The organism is Amycolatopsis orientalis DSM 40040 = KCTC 9412, assembly GCF_000478275.1.
Lineage (GTDB): Bacteria > Actinomycetota > Actinomycetes > Mycobacteriales > Pseudonocardiaceae > Amycolatopsis > Amycolatopsis orientalis.
Genome location: NZ_ASJB01000043.1, coordinates 18,055 through 34,703, shown reverse-complemented (window position 1 = coordinate 34,703; position 16,649 = coordinate 18,055). Strand labels below are relative to the sequence as shown.

Here is a 16,649-nt window from a genome sequence, read left to right as displayed (position 1 = left end):
CTTGCAAATTTTGCAAGGAAAGGACCTTTCATAGCAGCGCTCAGTCGGACTTGGCGGTCGGTTTCTCCGTCTTGGCGACGGGCTCGGCGGCCTTCTCCCCCGAAGCCTCGGGCGCCTCGTCAGCAGGCGTCTCCGAACCCTCCGAAGAAGCGGCCGGTTCGTCGAAGCTCTCCGGAAGCCGCTTCAGGTGCTTGGTCATCGATCGCACCAGCAGCGCGACGGCGATCAGGAAGAGGATCAGGATCAGGAAACCCACCGGCGACGACTTGCCGAAGTCCTCACCTTGGCCGCCGTTGTCGCCGTTGCCGGGCTGCTGCGCCAGGAACTGCGACGACACCGTCACCGGAACGACGGCGAACGCCGGCACCACGAAACTCATTCAGCCCACCTTCTCCTTCAAACCGGCGAACAGATCGTCCTCCGGCAGCGTGCTGTCCACCAGTGAGCGGACCAGCTCGTACTCCTCGGTCGGCCAGACCTCGCGCTGCAGGTCGCGCGGGACGGCGAACCAGCGGCTGTTCGGGTCGATCTGGGTGGCGTGCGCCTTGAGGGCCTCGTCACGCTGCTCGAAGTAGTCGCCGCATTCGACGCGGGTGGTCACCCGCTCCATGACGTCGGCCTTCTCAGGGTCCCACGACTTCAGCCACTCCTCGTACGGCGACTCCAGGCCGCGCGCGAGCAGCGCCTCGTGGAAGATCGTCATCCTGGCGCGCGAGAAGCCGTGCACGTAGTACAGCTTCAGCGGCTGCCACGGCTCGCCCGCATCCGGGTAGCGCTCCGGCTCGCCCGCGGCGTCGAAGGCGGCGACCGAGATCTCGTGCGTGCGGATGTGGTCGGGGTGCGGGTAGCCGCCGTTCTCGTCGTAGGTGACGATCACGTGCGGGCGGAACTCGCGGATGACCTTCACCAGCGCGCCGGTGGACTCCTCCAGCGGGACGACCGCGAACGAGCCCTCCGGGACCGGGGGCAGCGGGTCGCCTTCGGGCAGGCCCGAGTCGATGAAACCGAGCCAGACGTGGTTCACGCCGAGGATCTTGGCCGCGCGGGCCATCTCCTCCCGGCGGATCTCGGTCATGTTGGCCAGTACTTCGGGACGGTCCATGGCGGGGTTCAGCACGCTGCCCGCTTCGCCGCCGGTACAGGTCACGACCATGACCTCGTGTCCTTCGGCGGCGTACCTGGCCAGCGTGGCGGCGCCCTTGCTCGACTCGTCGTCGGGGTGCGCGTGCACCGCCATCAGGCGGAGGCGTGACTTCGGCGGTTCATCGGCTAACACCATGCTCCGAACGTCCCCTTCTCGTTCCGTATTCCCCTGCGACCCTGCCTGACGGCCCGCGCGACCGGGCGCGGATACTCGAGGGGAACCACTCGCATACGGCTCCATTGTCCCTGCGAGCACGACGACACCGACCGGGAGGCCCGGGTTGAGCACGGGACAGGATGCTCCCACCGCGGAAAGCACCCGGACGGACCTGCCCGAGGGCCGGTACGGCAAGCCCCGCGCCGCGCGGCCGTCACGCTGGCGGCGCCTGGTGTTCGGCCTGGTCGCGCTGCTGGTCAGCGGCGGCATCGCCTACGTCGCGTACCTGAATTTCGGCAGCGCGCCCATCGAGGGCGAGCGCGTCTCGTTCGCTGAGAAGCCGGGCGACGCGATGGAGATCACGATCAACGTGACCAGGGACGACGTGAACCGTCCCGGAGTGTGCGTCGTCCGGGTCCGGGACAAGACCGGAGCGGAAAGCGGACGCAAAGAGGTCCTGATTCAGCCTGGTTCGAAGCACAGCAGGGTGACGACGACCATCAAGAGCATCGGAAGGCCGGTCACGGCTGATATCTTCGGGTGCTCATACGACGTACCACGGTACCTGTCAAGGCCATAGCGGCCAACGGGGTGAAACGGGCGCCCAACGCCGAGGCGCGACCGAAATCGACCGGCGGCGATACCTCGCGCCGTGTTACTCTGATCTACCGGCACGGCCCAAGACGGGCCGTGTTTTTCCTTTATCTCAGCCAGGCCGGCGCGCCATGTCGGCCCGGTGGCCGGCTTGTACACCCAAGCCTGGCAGGCCCTACTAGGAGATGGTGACCGTGAGCGACACAAAGGTGACCTGGCTGACCCAGGATGCCTACGACAGGCTCAAGCAGGAACTCGACCACTACATCGAGCTCCGCCCGGTCATCGCTGCGAAGATCAACGATAGCCGGGAAGAGGGCGACCTCAAGGAGAACGGCGGCTACCACGCCGCCCGCGAAGAGCAGGGCCAGCACGAAGCCCGCATCCGCCACCTCCAGGAACTCCTCCGTTCGGCCAAGGTGGGCGAGCCGCCCGCCAACGACGGCAGCGCGGGACCGGGCAAGGTCCTCACCGTGCGCTACGACGGTGACGACGAGGACGAGAACTTCCTCTTGGCGACCCGCGAAGAGGGCACCGAGGGTGACCTGGACGTCTACTCGCCGGAGTCGCCCCTCGGCAAGGCGCTGCTCGGCGCCAAAGAGGGCGAGACCCGCGAGTACGAGCTGCCTAACGGCAGCATCCAGAAGGTGACGCTCGTCAAGGCCGTGCCCTACACCGGCAAGTGAGCCACACCGCGCGCCGCTTTGCGGCCGAAGGCCCCGGAAACTCGATGAAGGGGCGCCCTCCGCACGCAGCGTGAGTTGCCTGCGAACCGGCGCCTCTTCGGCGATTTTTCGTCAGCGCGCGACAAGCAACACTGCGCGCCCGGCCCTATATGGCCGGGCGCGCATATGAGCCATTAGCGTGACCCCCGGAGAAATCTGGAGGGAAACGATGAGTGAGCTACCGATCTGCGTCGCTTGTGGCATGCAGTACGCGGAACCCCGGTCCGACTGTCCCGTCTGCGAGGACGAACGTCAGTACGTCCCGCAGGCGGGACAACGGTGGACCGATCTGAAGACCGTACGCGAGAGCGGGACGTATACCGCACGCGTCGAGGAGCAAGGACCCGGCCTGATCGGCGTCGGCTCCACCCCCAACTTCGCCATCGGCGAGCGGGCACTGCTGGTCAAGGCGGAATCCGGCAACTTCCTGTGGGACTGCGCGGGCTACCTCGACGACGACCTCGTCGCCAAGGTCCGTGATCTCGGCGGGATCACCGGCATCGCGATCAGCCACCCGCACTACTACACGACGATGGTCGAATGGGCCCACGCCTTCGACGTGCCCGTCTACCTGCACGAGAACGACCGGCAGTGGATCGGCAGGCCGGACCCGGCCATCAAACTGTGGAGCGGCGCGACCCTCGACGTCGCCCCCGACCTGCGGCTGCTCAACCTCGGCGTGCATTTCGACGGCGGGACCGTGCTGCACTGGCCGGGCGGGGAGAACGGCCACGGCGCGGTGCTCTCGGGCGACATCCTGCAGGTCATCCCGGACCGTCGCTTCGTCGGAATGATGTACAGCTACCCGAACCTGATCCCGGAGCGTCCGGAGGTCGTCCGGCGCGCGGCCGAGATGCTCGAACCGTACGCGTTCGAGGCGATCTACGGCGCCTGGTGGGACGCCATCATCCGCACCGACGGGCACGCGGCCGTCCAGCGGTCGGCGAAGCGCTACCTCGCCCAGGTGCTCTGACGTTCTCGTGAGTGGTAATGACGGTTAGAACCGTCATTACCACTCACGACCGGGCCAGCCGTTCCAGCAGCGGCCGCACCCGCGGCGGAACCGGCGTCGACAACGCGATCGACGTAGAGGTCCGCCGCACGTACGGCGCACCGACCACCTCGTCGACCACCCGTTGCAGGTCGTCGTTGTTGCGGGCCACCATCCGCACGAAAAGGTCGCCCTGACCGGTGGTCGCGTAGACCTCGCACACCTCGTCGATCGCGGACAGCGCCTCCACGACCTCGGCCCGGCGGCCCTGCGCGATCTCGAGGACGGCGAACGCGGTGAGGCCGTAGCCCATCGCCGCGAGGTCCAGTTCGGGCGGGAAACCGCCGAGGATCCCGCGTTCGGTCAGCCGGTCCAGGCGGGCCTGCACGGTGCCCCGCGCGACGCCGAGACGGCGCGCGCATTCGAGCACGCCGAGCCGTGGCGAGTCGGTGAGCAACAGCAGCAGCCGCGCGTCCAGCGCGTCGAGCGTGTCCGGCATCGCCCCTACCTCCTACGCAGTTTGTCCACTATGACAGCACGGGCCCCGCCATCACTGGGCATAGTGTGCAGCAAAATCTTTGACCATTGCACATTTTGTCTCGCGCTCGGATGCTTCTGGGCATGACGCACACAGTGGAACCCCAGGGTGCTCTTGACGACGTGAGCTACGACCAGCTGCGTCAGCTCGTCGGCCTCGTCGACCACGACTCTTCGACCGACCCCTTCCCGGTGAAGTCGATGGACGCGGTGGTGTTCATCGCGGGCAACGCCACGCAGACCGCGTGGTTCTACCAGGTCGCGTTCGGCATGCAGCTCGTCGCGTACTCGGGCCCGGAGACCGGGAACTTCGACCGCAAGTCGTTCGTGCTGAAGTCCGGCTCGGCCCGCTTCGTGATCACCGGCGGCGTCAAGCCCGACTCCCCGCTGCTGGACCACCACCGCCGTCACGGTGACGGCGTCATCGACCTCGCGCTCGAGGTCGCCGACGTCGACCGGTGCATCGACCACGCCCGCGCGCAGGGCGCCACCGTCCTCGAGGAGCCGCACGACGTCTCCGACGAGCACGGCACCGTGCGCGTCGCCGCGATCGCGACCTACGGCGAGACCCGCCACACGCTGATCGACCGGTCGAAGTACACGGGCGTCTACCTGCCCGGCTACGAGCCGCGCGAGAGCAAGATCGTCCGTCCCGAGGGCGCGCCGAAGCGGCTGTTCCAGGCCGTCGACCACTGCGTCGGCAACGTCGAACTCGGCAAGATGGACTACTGGGTCGACTGGTACCACCGCGTCATGGGCTTCGTGAACATGGCGGAGTTCGTCGGCGACGACATCGCGACCGAGTACTCGGCGCTGATGAGCAAGGTGGTCTCCAACGGCAACCACCGCGTCAAGTTCCCGCTCAACGAGCCGGCGATCGCGAAGAAGAAGTCGCAGATCGACGAGTACCTCGAGTTCTACGGCGGCGCGGGCTGCCAGCACATCGCGCTGGCCACGAACGACATCGTCGCCACGGTGAAGGCGATGCGCGCGGCGGGCGTCGAGTTCCTCGACACCCCGGACTCCTACTACGACGACCCGGAACTGCGCGCGCGGATCGGCGAGGTCCGGGTGCCGATCGAGAAGCTCAAGGAGCACCGCATCCTGGTCGACCGCGACGAGGACGGCTACCTGCTCCAGATCTTCACCAAGCCGATCGGCGACCGCCCGACGGTGTTCTACGAGCTCATCGAGCGGCACGGTTCGCTCGGCTTCGGCAAGGGCAACTTCAAGGCCCTGTTCGAGGCCATCGAGCGTGAGCAGGAGCGTCGCGGCAACCTCTGACCCCGGCAGTTCGCAGGCGCGAAAGGGCTCTTCATCGCACTTTGTGCGGTGAAGAGCCCTTTCGCTACGTGAGCGGCCCGACTTTGTCGGCGCGGGGTGGTACACCGGACACGGCCTAAAATGGCCGACGAAAATCTCAACGCTCACCGGAACCGGTGGCGTCTTCGGACCGTCAGTGTGAAGACGTCAGCATGCAGCTTGTGGAAGGGTCCCGATGCCGGACAACGTCGACGCCAGCGAACAGATGGTGGACAACTGGACGAAGCAGATCCAGGAGACCGCCGCGCGCTATCAGGCGATGGCGGCGCGCATGCAGGGGCAGACCGTGACGGAGCGGTCGAAGGACAACACCATCGAAGTCACGATCGACTCGAAGGGCCTGCTCACGAACCTGGTCATCTCCGAAGCCGCGAGCGGCAAGCGGATGGCCGAGGTCTCGTCGCAGGTCATGCGGCTCGTCCAGCTCGCGCAGTCGAGGATCCCCGAACTGCTGCAGCAGGCGATGGCCGAAACGGTCGGCACCGGCGACGAGACGGCGAGCCGGGTGATCGCGGAAGCGCAGAGCACCTTCCCCGAAGCGCCGCCGGAGGAGGACATCGCCCCGCCGGAGCCCGAGCGGCACCACCGCTTCGGCCCCGAGGAGGAAGAGCCCCCGCCGCCCGCGCCGGCCACACCGCCGCAGCCGAAGCCGATCCCGCGGCGCCGCCGCACGCAGGACGACGACGAGGACGATTTCGGCGGCAGCATTCTTTCTTAGCCGTACATCCGGCCGGGTAGAGGGGAGACACCATGGCAGGCAAGGGTTACGAGCTCGGCTCCGACCTCGACGCGCACGCCAAGCAGATCGACGGCATCGCCGACGGCCTGCGGACAGCGGTCGACGCCGCACAGCAGGTGAGCATGCCGACCGACGCGTACGGCATCATCTGCCAGCCGTTCCGGATGATGCTCGACCCGGTCGAGCAGTTCGGCATCGACGCGCTGAACAAGGCTGTCGAGGCCGCGACGGCGGTGGCGAACAACGTGCGGTCGGCGTCCAACGCCTACCACGCGCAGGACGAGAACTTCGCCGCGGAACTCAAGAACGTGCAGGTGCCTGACTGATGCCCGAGGGGAATCCGCTCGTCGCGAAGGCGCCGACGGACGGCGACGGCCCGGGGCCGCTGACGGCCGGGAACAGCGAATACGGCTACGCGGCGGGAATCGGCGTCGCCGAGTCGGCCATGGACGCCTTCAACGGCATCTCGAACGGCGACTGGGTGGGCGGCGGGCTCGGCGTGCTGAGCCTCGCCGGCGAGATCGCCAGTGCCGCGATCGACCCGTTCGGCTACCTCATGTCCTCGGTCGCGTCGTTCCTGATGGAGCACATGCAGCCGCTGAAGGACATGCTGGACGCGGTGGCGGGCGATCCACCGGTGATCCAGTCGTACTCCGAGACCTGGGGCAACGTCGCCAAGAAGCTGGAAGACACCCAGGTCGAGTTCTCGAACACGGTCAAGAACGGCACCTCCGGCTGGACCGGCGAGGCGGGCGACCAGTACCGCAAGCAGGCCGCGGAACAGGCCGAAGCGATCAGCGCGGCGGCGACGGTCGCGGGCGGGATCAGCACCGTCGTGATGATCTTCGGCGAGATCGTCGCGTTCGTCCGCGAATTCATCCGCCAGCTGATCGCGGACGCGGTCGGCAAGCTCATCGCGTGGGTCATGGAGACGGTGTTCTCCCTCGGCTTCGGCACGCCCGTCGTAGTCGCGCAGGCTGTCACCGCGATCGCCAAGTGGGCCGCGAAGATCGCCGACAAGCTCAAGGAACTGTGCGACGCGATGCGGCGGGTCTCGCCGCTGCTCGGCAAGCTGGTCGACGTCTTCGAGAAGATCATCAAGATCTTCGGCAAGATCGCGGGCAAGGTCACCGGGCTCGACGCGCTCAACCCCAAGAACATCAAGGCGGGCGGCTTCGTCCAACGTGGCGGCCGCGGCGGCGGCTCCGGCGGGCCCGACGGCGGCGGCACGGGTTCCGGGAACGGCCCGGACGGCGACGGCTCCCATGGTTCGGGCGACGGTTCGGACGGCTCGAATGGTTCCGATGGCGACTCCGGCCGCTCGAACGGTTCCGACGGCGACTCCGGCCGCTCGGGCGATTCCGGCTCCGGCGATTCGGGGTCGAACGGCTCGAACGGCTCCGACGGCTCTCGCCCGAGCGATTCCCCGTCGAGCACCACCCGCGGTGGCGACGGGGGCGGCTCACCGTCCACAAGGGATGGTGCCGGTTCCCCGTCCCGCTCGGACGGCGGATCTCCCAGTCGCACCGGCGATGGCGACTCACCGTCCACTTCGGACGGTAACCTCGGCAGGGCGCCGGACGGCGGCGGTTCGTCACCGCGCTCCGACGGCGGCTCTCCCGCCCACACCGGCGATGGCGGCTCCCCCAGTGCCGCCCGCGCCGACGCGCCCGCCCCGCACACCCGCACCGACGGCGGCTCGCCGAGCCCGGCCCGTGCCGACAGCGGTCCGGCGCCGCAGACCCGGACCGACACCGGCGGTTCACCGAGCCACACCCCGGACGGTGGTTCCCCGGCGCCGCACACGCGCACGGACACGGGCGGATCGCCCACCCACACACCGGACAGCGGCTCTTCAACCCCGCACGCCCGCACGGACACGGGCGGTTCCCCCACCCACGCCCCCGATGGCGGCTCCCCCGCGCCACACACCCGCACGGATACCGGCGGATCCCCCACCCACACCCCGGACGGTGGTTCCCCCGCGCCGCACACACGCACCGACACCGGTGGGTCGCCCAGCCACACCGGCGACGGCGGCGTTTCGCCCCGGACGCACGGCGGTGACGGCGGCGGGACGCCCACCCCGCGGTCCGACCCGTCGCCCGGCCACCACGCCGGCAACGACGGCGGCGGCCCCACCCGCCCGACCGACAGCGGCACCACGACCAGCGGTACCGCGCCCACGGCGCCGCGCCTCGGCGACGCCGGTCCGTCACATGTTCCTTCGCAGCGCGGTGGCCCCGGTGGCGACGGTTCGCCCGGTGTCCCGCCGCAGGGTCAGCCGGTCGCCGGCGGTATGCCGCCCCAGGGCGCTCCCGGTGGCGGTACTCCCGGCGGCACCCCGGGTTCGCCCGGCGGCAGGCCGCCGGGCGGTGGCTGGACGGGCACGCCCGGTTCGCCGCGCACCCCGGACACGCACGCCCCGCGCACTCCCGACACCCACACCGGCCCCAGCCGCGGTCCCGGTCAGACCGGTCCCGGCGGGCGGCCGAACCAGCCGCATCAGCCGCAACCGGTGGCCCGTGGCAACGACTTCGGCCCCGGCGCGCAGCCGCACACCGGCACCCCGGGCACACCCGGCCCCGGCAACCGGCCCGGCGGCACCGGTCCCGGCAACACCGGACCGGGCGGCCGCGGCCCCGGTGGCCACTCCGGACCGCCGCATTCGCCGGACGGTCACGGTCCCGACGGGCACGGCCCGCGCCAGGACCCGGACGGTCATCCCGACGGCTCACCGCACGACCGCGGCCCGGACGGCGAACCGGACCGCCCGCTGACGCCGGACGAGGTCAACCAGCGGCATTCCGAAGGCACCCCCGCGGGCAGCTCGTACCACCGCGGCGACCCCGACATGGGCGACCTGCCACACCGCGTCCAGCCGGACCCGGACGGCCGCTACACCGTCGACGTGCACGTCACCCCGGACGGGCACGCCCGGATCGGCAACCGCACCTACACCCCCGAGGAATTCGCGGACATCCTGCGCCGCAACGGCGATTACGACGGCCGTCCGATCAGGCTGATCGGCTGTGACGCGGGCTCGAACGACTTCGCGCGCCGTCTTTCGCGGGAACTCGACACCGAGGTCATGGCGCCGAGCAGGCCGGCGTGGACCGACTCGAACGGACGCGTCTTCTCGTCCGACTACGAGATCGGCCCCGACGGCCGTACCCGGCCGCGGATCCCACCGAACGGCGAGTGGGACATCCACAGCCCCGACGGCACCGCCCGCCGGGCGAGCGACGACGGCTTCACCCCGGACACCTCGCACGCGGACAAGCAGGCCGTGGACGCCGACAGCGCCCGCAGCCGCGGCGACGGCGACGAACCGCCGGACCAGGACGCCGACACGTCGACGAGCGGTCAGGGCAACCAGCCGCAGCACCCGAACCGCAATCCCGAATCCCGTCAGCAGGAACAGGACCTGCTCGACCCGGACCGGCAGCGGGAGCGCCGCCAGAATCCGCAACGGGTCACGGACTTCACCCCGCAGTCCTCGGGCGACCCGATCCCGGTCCGGCCGAACGACCCACCCCCCGGCGCGCCCCGTGCGCCGCGCGCGGACGAGCCGTTCCCCGGCAACCAGCGGCTCGAGCCGAACCGGAGCTACGAGGTCCGCGACGCCGACGGGAACCCGCGCGGGACGTATCACACCGACCACACCGGCCGGGTCACGCATATCGACACCAGCCAGCCGAACGTGCCGCACCGGATGCCGGACGGTTCACCGAACCCCGCCTACCGGGCGAACCCGGATCTGCTGCACGCGCAGCCGAACACGACCTACCGGGTCGAGATCGACGGCGAGCACCAGGTGTTCCGCACCGGCGACAACGGGATCCCCGAGCCCGCCGTCCGGTTCCACCGGCCGGACTTCCCGGCCGACAGGCACGTCGACATCGGCCCGGATCATCCGGGCTCGCCCACCCCGCCGCGGCCCGGTCAGCCGTTCGTCGCCCGCACCGACCTGCAGGAGAACACCGCTTACCGGGTGCACGACAGCAACGGCGACTACCGGGGCACCTACTACACCGACGGCAACGGCAGGGTCCGCTGGGCGGAGGTCGAGTCCGGCCGGATCGCGCGGACGAACCCCGATCTCGCCAACATGCCGAGGGCCGACATCGGCGAGGTCCGGCTGGTGCAGCGGATCAACCCCGACGCGGAGACTCCGCCCGGTGTGCGCAATCCGCAGGACTTCGAAGGTTCGACCAGGCGGGACGTCACCCTCGACAAGAACAAGTCGTTCTTCGACGACCACACGCCGCCGTTGGAACCGAATTCGCGCTACGTCGTGGAGAGCGAGTACAAGGACGGCGACAAGACCGTCACGAGGCAGCGCGCGGTCTACTGGACCGACGAACACGGCAACATCCGGCTCGCCGAGACCTACCAGCCGCACCATCCGGACCTGAACTACCCGAAGCCGAACATGGTCTACAACGTCGACGGCGGGCGGTTCGTGTACGAGACGGGGCCGGAGGTCGGCAACCGCCACACCAGCCGGTCCTACGACACCGACACGGTCGCGCACACGAGCCACGACCTGGAACGCGCGGACAAGCACGAGATCGACCGCCGGGACGAGTCCTCGCAGAAACGCGGTGGCGGCGTCGAAGGCAAGGAACCGGAGCTGGACGCCGACGGCAACCCGACCGGCCGCAACATCAACAAGTACGACGGCGGGCATATCGCGGGCAACCAGTTCCGCGGTCCCGGCGAGTTGCTCAACATGCTCGGCCAATGGCGGGCACAGAACCAGGGTCTGCACTCCGCCGGCGACGCGCATTGGTACGCCTTCGAAAGCGACCTGTCCGACTTCCTCGACCCGAAGAAACACACCGACGGCGCGACGCGGAGCATCGAGCAGGTCGACACGTTCGCGCTGCGCGCCGACGGCGACCGGGCGCCGCACACGTTGCAGGTGCGGTGGGTGGAGAATGTGACCGACGCGGACGGGAACGTCGTCCGCACCGTGCGCATCCGGAGTTTCCCGAATGTGCCACCTAGCGCAGGCTCAGGAGCAGGGGGCGGTACCTGATGGCGATCGACGCCACGCAACGGCAGGAGCTGACGAACGAGGTGGGCATCGCCCTCCTCGACGCGGCACCCGAGGGCTGGCGGCGCATCGACCTGATGTGCCTGGCCAACATCGACGTGCACGATCTGGCGCTGACGGTCCTGATGAACGACGGGTCCAACCCGGCCGTGCTGATTCCCGAGGAAGTACGCCAGAGCCTGCTCCGGTTGCGCGAAGGCATGCACGAGCCGGACAAGGGCACCTGGTTCTCCGCGCGGGTGATCCTCGACCCGCCGGGAACGATCTACGTCAAGTACAACTACGACTGGGATCCCTTGTGGAACCCGTCGATCGCGACCGAAGGCTGGGCGCGTGACCTCGAAGCGTTCCCGCGCGACGAGCAGCACATCCCGGACTGGCTGAGGGCGAAGCTGGCCGAAGCGGAAACCGCGGAGGAGAACCGATGACCACCGCGCAGGAACCGTTCGGCGCCAAGGAACAGGACCGGATCTGGAGCCTGGTCTCCAATCTGGTGACCAACTTCTGCCCGGCGGACTGGTCGCAGGTGATGATCACCTACCGCGCCGTCGGCGATTACACGGAACTGTCGGTGATGGTCCGGCGGGCCACCGACGGCGGGTTGAACCGGTGGACGCCGCGCCCGGAACTGGCACGGTTGCTCGCCGAGCTGCGGACCGGGATGTACCGGCCGGGCCGGGGAACGTGGAACGAGGCCACCGCGCACGTCCACCTCGATTCGCGGATCGAGTCGGGTTACGTCTGGGATCAGGAACCGACGTGGGACGGCGAGCCGCCCACGTCGGCGTTCGTGCGTGAACTGGCCGACTTCCCGCGCGACGCGGGAATGGTGCCGGACTGGCTGGCGGAGCGCGCGGGCCGGGCGGCGGTCGCGACCCTCGCCGCGGAGTCCGACGCGGACACCGCGGCCAAGGAGGCGCTGGCCGCCGCCGATCAGGCCGCCGTCGAACTGGAACTGGACCCCACGCGTTACCGCATCGGCGAGATCGCGGACGGCGCCTGGTGCCTGGTGCCCGAGGGCGGTCGCTGGTCGGTCTTCTGGGCACAGGGCGAGGACCGCGTCGCGCGAGCCGACTTCGCCACCGCGTGGGAAGCCGCGCGGTACTTCACCGGTCACCTGTACCTGAACCGGTCCGCGTTCCGGGACGAACTGCCACCGGATGCCAAGCGGCCGACGTCGGCCTGGCCGATCCAGCCGATGAGCGACGACGGCGGACTCTCGCTGTACGCCGGAAAACGGCTGGTGACCCTGCCGCCGGGGACCGAGATGGACCGCTACGGCGATCCGTCGGGAAACACGTTGTTCGCCGCCCGCACCGAGTTCACCCACCGGTCGCACAAGGCCGAGCGGGCACAGCGCGAGTACCACCTGTACCGGCTGGTCGAACCGGTGCGCGCGATCACCGGCACCGCTGTGCCCTGGTACGAACAGGCCGGTGGCGGTACGGCGTACGTCCTCGCCCGTTCGGTCGCGGATCTGCTCGCCGACGGCTCCCTCGTGGAGATCGAGCAGGCGACCACGCAGCCCCCGCCGCCGCGGGTCTGAGGGGAGTGCCGATGACCGCACCAGGACCGCTCACCCCGGAACAGCAGCACCAGATCATCGCCCAGATCGGCAATGGCCTCGCCTCGATGGCCCCGGCGGGCTGGCGGCGGCTGCGGACCGAACACCGGGCCGTCGGCAGGCATCTCGAGACCGACGTCCTCATCACCGGGCCGGACGGCGTGACCTATTCCCTCGCGCCGCCGCCGGAACTGATCCAGCTCCTCGGCACCCTGCGGTCCGGGATGTACCAGCCCGGTCAGGGCACCTGGCTCGGCGCGACGCTCACCTTCGACACCGTGCAGGGCACGTCCGTCGATTTCGCCCTCGACCAGGAGCCGACCTGGCGACGGCCCCCGCCGCCGATCGGCTTCCAGGACGAACTCCGGTTCTTCCCGCGCGCCGAGCAGTACATCCCGTCCTGGTTCAGGCAACGAGCCGGCCTGGAACCCGCCCAGCCCGCCGAGCCCTTGGTGGCGACCCCGCCCGCGGAGACACCGGAGGCTTTGAAGGCTCCGCGTGTCTACGACGGAATCGACGAATCGGGCCGTCCTGTGGTGGATCGCGAGCCGCTGTCCCCCGCCGAGCGGGATCGCGTACTCGAGTACCTCGACGGCGCGCCGGTCGTGCTGGCGTCACGGACCTACGACTCCGACGCGTTCGATCCGGACCGGGAACCGTTGGTACCGCTGAACTTCCGCACGGACGGCCGGTGGTACTGGCCGGGCGCGGTCGCCTACTACCTGCGCGAGCACGACGTGGCGCCCGATCCCGAACTGCTCACCCACATCCGGGCACTGCGGTTCACCTTGCCGGAGGTCGGCGAACCCGAACGTGAACTCGCGGTCGCCGCCATCACCGGCCCACCGTCCAGTTAGGACGGTGTCGGCCTGGCCGTCGAGTGGCGAACCGTGAACACTCGCGCTCAGACGACCGTCCAGCCCGCCTTCTGCAGTGCCTCCGCCACCTCGGTGCAATGCGAAGGACCGCGGGTCTCCAGCGCGAGCGAGATCTCGACCTCACCGAGCGCGAGGCTCCCCGAAACCCGCGAGTGCTCGACGTCCAGCACGTTCGCGCCCAGTTCGCTGACCTTCGAGAGCACCGAAGCCAGCGAACCCGGCCTGTCCGGCACCCGGAGCCGGAGTTTCAGATAGCGGCCGCCCGCGGTCATCCCGTGCCGGACGATCTGGAGCAGCAGCACCGGGTCGACGTTGCCGCCCGAAAGGATCGCCACGATCGGCGGCTCGAAGGCGCCCGGATGTTGCATCAGTGCCGCGACTCCGGCCGCGCCCGCCGGTTCGACGACCAGCTTCCGCCGTTCCAGGCAAAGCAGCACTGCCCGCGAAAGCGATTCCTCGGTCACCGTCACGATTTCGTCGACCAGTCCGGCGACGTGCGCGTAGCTGACCGGTCCCGGTTCACCGACGGCGATCCCGTCGGCCATCGTGTGCATCTCGCGCAGCCGGACCGGCGCGCCCGCGGCCAGCGACGGCGGATACGCGGCGGCCTCTTCGGCTTGGACACCGACGATCCGCACGTCCGGGCGAAGCGCCTTCACCGCCGACGCGACGCCGCCGACGAGGCCGCCGCCTCCGGTCGAGACCAGCACCGTCCGGACGCCGGGGACCTGATCGAGGATCTCCAGCCCGACCGTGCCCTGTCCGGCGATGATGTCCGCGTGGTCGAAAGGGTGGATGAACACCGCCCCGGTGCGCTCACCGAACGCGATCGCCTCGGCCAGGGTCTCCTCCAGCACCTCTCCGTGCAGATGGACGTCGGCGCCGTAGCCCCGGGTGGCGGCGAGTTTCGGCAGCGGCGCGCGTTGCGGCATGAAGACCGTCGCCTTCGTGCCGAGCAGCGCCGACGCGAGCGCGACCCCCTGCGCGTGATTGCCCGCGCTCGCCGCGACCACCCCTCGGGCGCGTTCTTCGGCGGACAGGCCGTGGATCCGGGTGTACGCGCCGCGGATCTTGAACGAACCGGTGCGCTGGAGGTTCTCGCATTTGAGATGGACCGGGCCGCCATGGAGCTTCCGGAGATCTCTGGCGTGCTCCATCGGAGTCACGCGCGTCACGCCTTCCAGCAGCTCACGGGCCGCCCGGACCTTCTCGACGTCGACCAGTTCCATGCCCGGATGATGCCACCTGACGGATACATCACGTGACGAGTTCACTGTCCGGGTACTCTTGACGACAGCGGCGAAGGCGACCAGGGAGTACGCATGGCACGGGGGAACATCGGCAGGGTCCGGGCGACCCGTTCCGCCGGGATGCTCCCGGTCGTGCTGGCCCTCACCTCGGCCGCGCTGCTGACCGGCGCCGCCGTCTACACCGTCGATCGCGCCGGATGCGTGGATCCGGGCCAGTACATCCGGCACGACAACCACATCGAACTCGTCGGCGGCTGTGTCGACGGCTCAGAACTGCCCGTCGCGCCGCAGGGGACCTCACACGAAGCCGATTCGAAGATCGACGGCGTTCAGCCCAGCAACTACCGCCCCTAGCCGGGCACTTCTCCTCGCGACACCACGCTGACCAGCAAAAAGTGAGCAAGGGACCTTTGCTGTCATTTAGTTAGCGTAGGTACGCTAACGATAGCAAAGGTCCCTTGCTCTTTTCCTGGGCTCGGCGGCGGTCAGCCCAGGGCTTTGGCCAGATCGTCGATCAGGTCGCTGCCGTCCTCGATACCGACGGACAGGCGCAGCAGGTTGTCCGGCACCTCGAGGGTGGACCCGACGGTGCTCGCGTGCGTCATCCGGCCCGGGTGTTCGATGAGCGATTCGATGCCGCCCAGCGACTCGGCGAGAATGAACAGCTTCGTCTTCGACGCGACGTCGAGAGCGGCCTGCTCACCGTCGACGTGGGTGAACGAGATCATCCCGCCGAAGCGCCGCATCTGCTTCGAGGCGACCTCGTGCCCCGGGTGCTCCGGCAGGCCGGGGTAGTAGACGTGCTCGACCTTCGGGTGCTTCAGCAGCATCCGGGCGATCAGTTCGGCGTTGTCGCTGTGCCGTTCCATCCGCAGCGCGAGCGTCTTGATCCCGCGCAGGGTCAGCCACGCGTCGAACGGGCCGGGCACCGCGCCCGCCGCGTTGCGCAGGTAGAACAGCTGCTCGCGCAGTTCGTCCTCGTTGGTCAGGATCGCGCCGCCGACGACGTCGGAGTGCCCGCCGAGGTACTTGGTCGTCGAGTGCAGGACGACGTCGGCACCCAGCGAAAGCGGGTTCTGCAGATACGGGGTGGCGAAGGTGTTGTCGACGACTAGCCGGGCACCGGCGCCGTGCGCGACCTCGGCCAGCGCGGCGATGTCGGCGATGCCCAGCATCGGGTTCGTCGGCGACTCGCACCAGATCAGCTTCGTCTCCGGCCGGATCGCGGCGCGGACCTCGGCGATGTTCCCGAGATCGGCGACCGTGTGCTCGACGCCCCACAGGCTGAGCACCTTGTCGATCAGCCGGAAGGTGCCGCCGTACGCGTCGTTGCCGAGCACGAGGTGGTCACCGGGGCGCAGGGTCGCCCGCAGCAGGACGTCGCTCGCCGCCATTCCCGACGCGTACGCCAGCCCGTGCCGGGCGCCTTCGAGCGCCGCCAGCGCGACTTCCAGCGCGGTCCGGGTGGGGTTCGCGGTACGGGAGTACTCGTAGTCGCCCTCGCGCGTGCCGCCGACGCCGTCCTGCGCGTAGGTCGACGTCTGGTAGATCGGCACGATGACCGCGCCGGTCCGGGGATCAGGGGTCTGCCCGGCGTGGATCGCGCGCGTCTCGAAGCCCAGCAGAGAGTAATCGTCGGCCATACCGTCCAGGGTACGACCACCACCTCGAGATCCCATCGTCTGG

General features: G+C 69.4%; 16 protein-coding genes. 11 read left to right on the top strand and 5 right to left on the bottom strand.

Annotated elements, in window-relative coordinates; translation table 11 throughout:
• Window positions 1–40: 40 nt before the first annotated feature.
• Entirely contained in the window at window positions 41–379 is a 339-nt protein-coding gene (locus L324_RS12060) for a hypothetical protein (protein ID WP_037306474.1), read from the bottom strand.
• On the bottom strand, window positions 380–1,279 hold the full coding sequence (gene mca, locus L324_RS12055) for a mycothiol conjugate amidase Mca (protein WP_037306472.1): 900 nt from the start codon (window positions 1,277–1,279) through the stop codon (window positions 380–382).
• A gap of 145 nt (window positions 1,280–1,424) precedes the next feature.
• Between mca and L324_RS12050 the strand changes: the two genes are divergently transcribed.
• From L324_RS12050 to L324_RS12040, 3 genes are all read left to right on the top strand, one after another.
• Window positions 1,425–1,880 carry a DUF4307 domain-containing protein gene (locus L324_RS12050; protein WP_037306471.1) on the top strand — a complete coding sequence of 152 codons (456 nt, stop codon included), beginning with the start codon at window positions 1,425–1,427 and terminating at the stop codon, window positions 1,878–1,880.
• A gap of 199 nt (window positions 1,881–2,079) precedes the next feature.
• Window positions 2,080–2,580: a transcription elongation factor GreA gene (greA, locus tag L324_RS12045; protein ID WP_016337198.1), complete on the top strand. Its 501-nt coding sequence runs from the start codon at window positions 2,080–2,082 to the stop codon at window positions 2,578–2,580.
• 208 nt (window positions 2,581–2,788) lie between these two features.
• Window positions 2,789–3,592, top strand: a complete 804-nt coding sequence (locus L324_RS12040; protein WP_037306470.1) for an MBL fold metallo-hydrolase — start codon at window positions 2,789–2,791, stop codon at window positions 3,590–3,592.
• Window positions 3,593–3,635: 43 nt separating this feature from the next.
• On the opposite strand, the gene L324_RS12035 is transcribed toward L324_RS12040, so the two are convergent.
• Window positions 3,636–4,109 (bottom strand): Lrp/AsnC family transcriptional regulator, encoded by a 474-nt coding sequence (locus L324_RS12035; protein WP_037306469.1) that lies wholly within the window; start codon window positions 4,107–4,109, stop codon window positions 3,636–3,638.
• A gap of 122 nt (window positions 4,110–4,231) precedes the next feature.
• Between L324_RS12035 and hppD the strand changes: the two genes are divergently transcribed.
• The 7 genes from hppD to L324_RS12000 all read left to right on the top strand — a co-directional run bounded on the left by hppD (window position 4,232) and on the right by L324_RS12000 (window position 13,692).
• Entirely contained in the window at window positions 4,232–5,431 is a 1,200-nt protein-coding gene (hppD, locus tag L324_RS12030) for a 4-hydroxyphenylpyruvate dioxygenase (protein ID WP_037306467.1), read from the top strand.
• Window positions 5,432–5,645: 214 nt separating this feature from the next.
• Window positions 5,646–6,188: a YbaB/EbfC family nucleoid-associated protein gene (locus L324_RS12025; RefSeq protein WP_037306466.1), complete on the top strand. Its 543-nt coding sequence runs from the start codon at window positions 5,646–5,648 to the stop codon at window positions 6,186–6,188.
• Window positions 6,189–6,220: 32 nt separating this feature from the next.
• Window positions 6,221–6,535: a type VII secretion target gene (locus L324_RS12020; protein WP_037306465.1), complete on the top strand. Its 315-nt coding sequence runs from the start codon at window positions 6,221–6,223 to the stop codon at window positions 6,533–6,535.
• Window positions 6,535–11,253, top strand: coding sequence for a DUF8616 domain-containing protein (locus L324_RS42765; protein ID WP_037306464.1), 4,719 nt, complete (start codon window positions 6,535–6,537; stop codon window positions 11,251–11,253). Before L324_RS12020 ends, L324_RS42765 begins: the two co-directional genes overlap by 1 nt.
• On the top strand, window positions 11,253–11,699 hold the full coding sequence (locus tag L324_RS12010) for a hypothetical protein (RefSeq protein ID WP_037306463.1): 447 nt from the start codon (window positions 11,253–11,255) through the stop codon (window positions 11,697–11,699). Before L324_RS42765 ends, L324_RS12010 begins: the two co-directional genes overlap by 1 nt.
• Window positions 11,696–12,817, top strand: a complete 1,122-nt coding sequence (locus L324_RS12005) for a TNT domain-containing protein (protein WP_037306462.1) — start codon at window positions 11,696–11,698, stop codon at window positions 12,815–12,817. Before L324_RS12010 ends, L324_RS12005 begins: the two co-directional genes overlap by 4 nt.
• Window positions 12,818–12,828: 11 nt before the next feature.
• Window positions 12,829–13,692 carry a ferredoxin gene (locus L324_RS12000; protein ID WP_037306461.1) on the top strand — a complete coding sequence of 288 codons (864 nt, stop codon included), beginning with the start codon at window positions 12,829–12,831 and terminating at the stop codon, window positions 13,690–13,692.
• Window positions 13,693–13,739: 47 nt separating this feature from the next.
• On the opposite strand, the gene ilvA is transcribed toward L324_RS12000, so the two are convergent.
• Window positions 13,740–14,942, bottom strand: a complete 1,203-nt coding sequence (ilvA, locus tag L324_RS11995; protein WP_037306460.1) for a threonine ammonia-lyase — start codon at window positions 14,940–14,942, stop codon at window positions 13,740–13,742.
• Window positions 14,943–15,035: 93 nt separating this feature from the next.
• Between ilvA and L324_RS11990 the strand changes: the two genes are divergently transcribed.
• Complete coding sequence (locus tag L324_RS11990; protein WP_037306459.1) at window positions 15,036–15,317, top strand: hypothetical protein; 282 nt, start codon at window positions 15,036–15,038, stop codon at window positions 15,315–15,317.
• Window positions 15,318–15,448: 131 nt separating this feature from the next.
• Here the strand turns inward: L324_RS11990 and L324_RS11985 are convergent, their stop codons facing one another.
• Window positions 15,449–16,606: a cystathionine gamma-synthase gene (locus tag L324_RS11985; RefSeq protein ID WP_037306458.1), complete on the bottom strand. Its 1,158-nt coding sequence runs from the start codon at window positions 16,604–16,606 to the stop codon at window positions 15,449–15,451.
• Window positions 16,607–16,649 lie beyond the last annotated feature (43 nt).

Coding starts and splice junctions, on each gene's coding strand:
- L324_RS12060 (WP_037306474.1), bottom strand. CDS start 379: ATGAGTTTCGTGGTGCCGGCGTTCGCCGTCGTTCCGGTGACGGTGTCG.
- mca (WP_037306472.1), bottom strand. CDS start 1,279: ATGGTGTTAGCCGATGAACCGCCGAAGTCACGCCTCCGCCTGATGGCG.
- greA (WP_016337198.1), top strand. CDS start 2,080: ATGGTGACCGTGAGCGACACAAAGGTGACCTGGCTGACCCAGGATGCC.
- L324_RS12040 (WP_037306470.1), top strand. CDS start 2,789: ATGAGTGAGCTACCGATCTGCGTCGCTTGTGGCATGCAGTACGCGGAA.
- L324_RS12035 (WP_037306469.1), bottom strand. CDS start 4,109: ATGCCGGACACGCTCGACGCGCTGGACGCGCGGCTGCTGCTGTTGCTC.
- hppD (WP_037306467.1), top strand. CDS start 4,232: ATGACGCACACAGTGGAACCCCAGGGTGCTCTTGACGACGTGAGCTAC.
- L324_RS12025 (WP_037306466.1), top strand. CDS start 5,646: ATGCCGGACAACGTCGACGCCAGCGAACAGATGGTGGACAACTGGACG.
- L324_RS12020 (WP_037306465.1), top strand. CDS start 6,221: ATGGCAGGCAAGGGTTACGAGCTCGGCTCCGACCTCGACGCGCACGCC.
- L324_RS42765 (WP_037306464.1), top strand. CDS start 6,535: ATGCCCGAGGGGAATCCGCTCGTCGCGAAGGCGCCGACGGACGGCGAC.
- L324_RS12010 (WP_037306463.1), top strand. CDS start 11,253: ATGGCGATCGACGCCACGCAACGGCAGGAGCTGACGAACGAGGTGGGC.
- L324_RS12005 (WP_037306462.1), top strand. CDS start 11,696: ATGACCACCGCGCAGGAACCGTTCGGCGCCAAGGAACAGGACCGGATC.
- L324_RS12000 (WP_037306461.1), top strand. CDS start 12,829: ATGACCGCACCAGGACCGCTCACCCCGGAACAGCAGCACCAGATCATC.
- ilvA (WP_037306460.1), bottom strand. CDS start 14,942: ATGGAACTGGTCGACGTCGAGAAGGTCCGGGCGGCCCGTGAGCTGCTG.
- L324_RS11990 (WP_037306459.1), top strand. CDS start 15,036: ATGGCACGGGGGAACATCGGCAGGGTCCGGGCGACCCGTTCCGCCGGG.
- L324_RS11985 (WP_037306458.1), bottom strand. CDS start 16,606: ATGGCCGACGATTACTCTCTGCTGGGCTTCGAGACGCGCGCGATCCAC.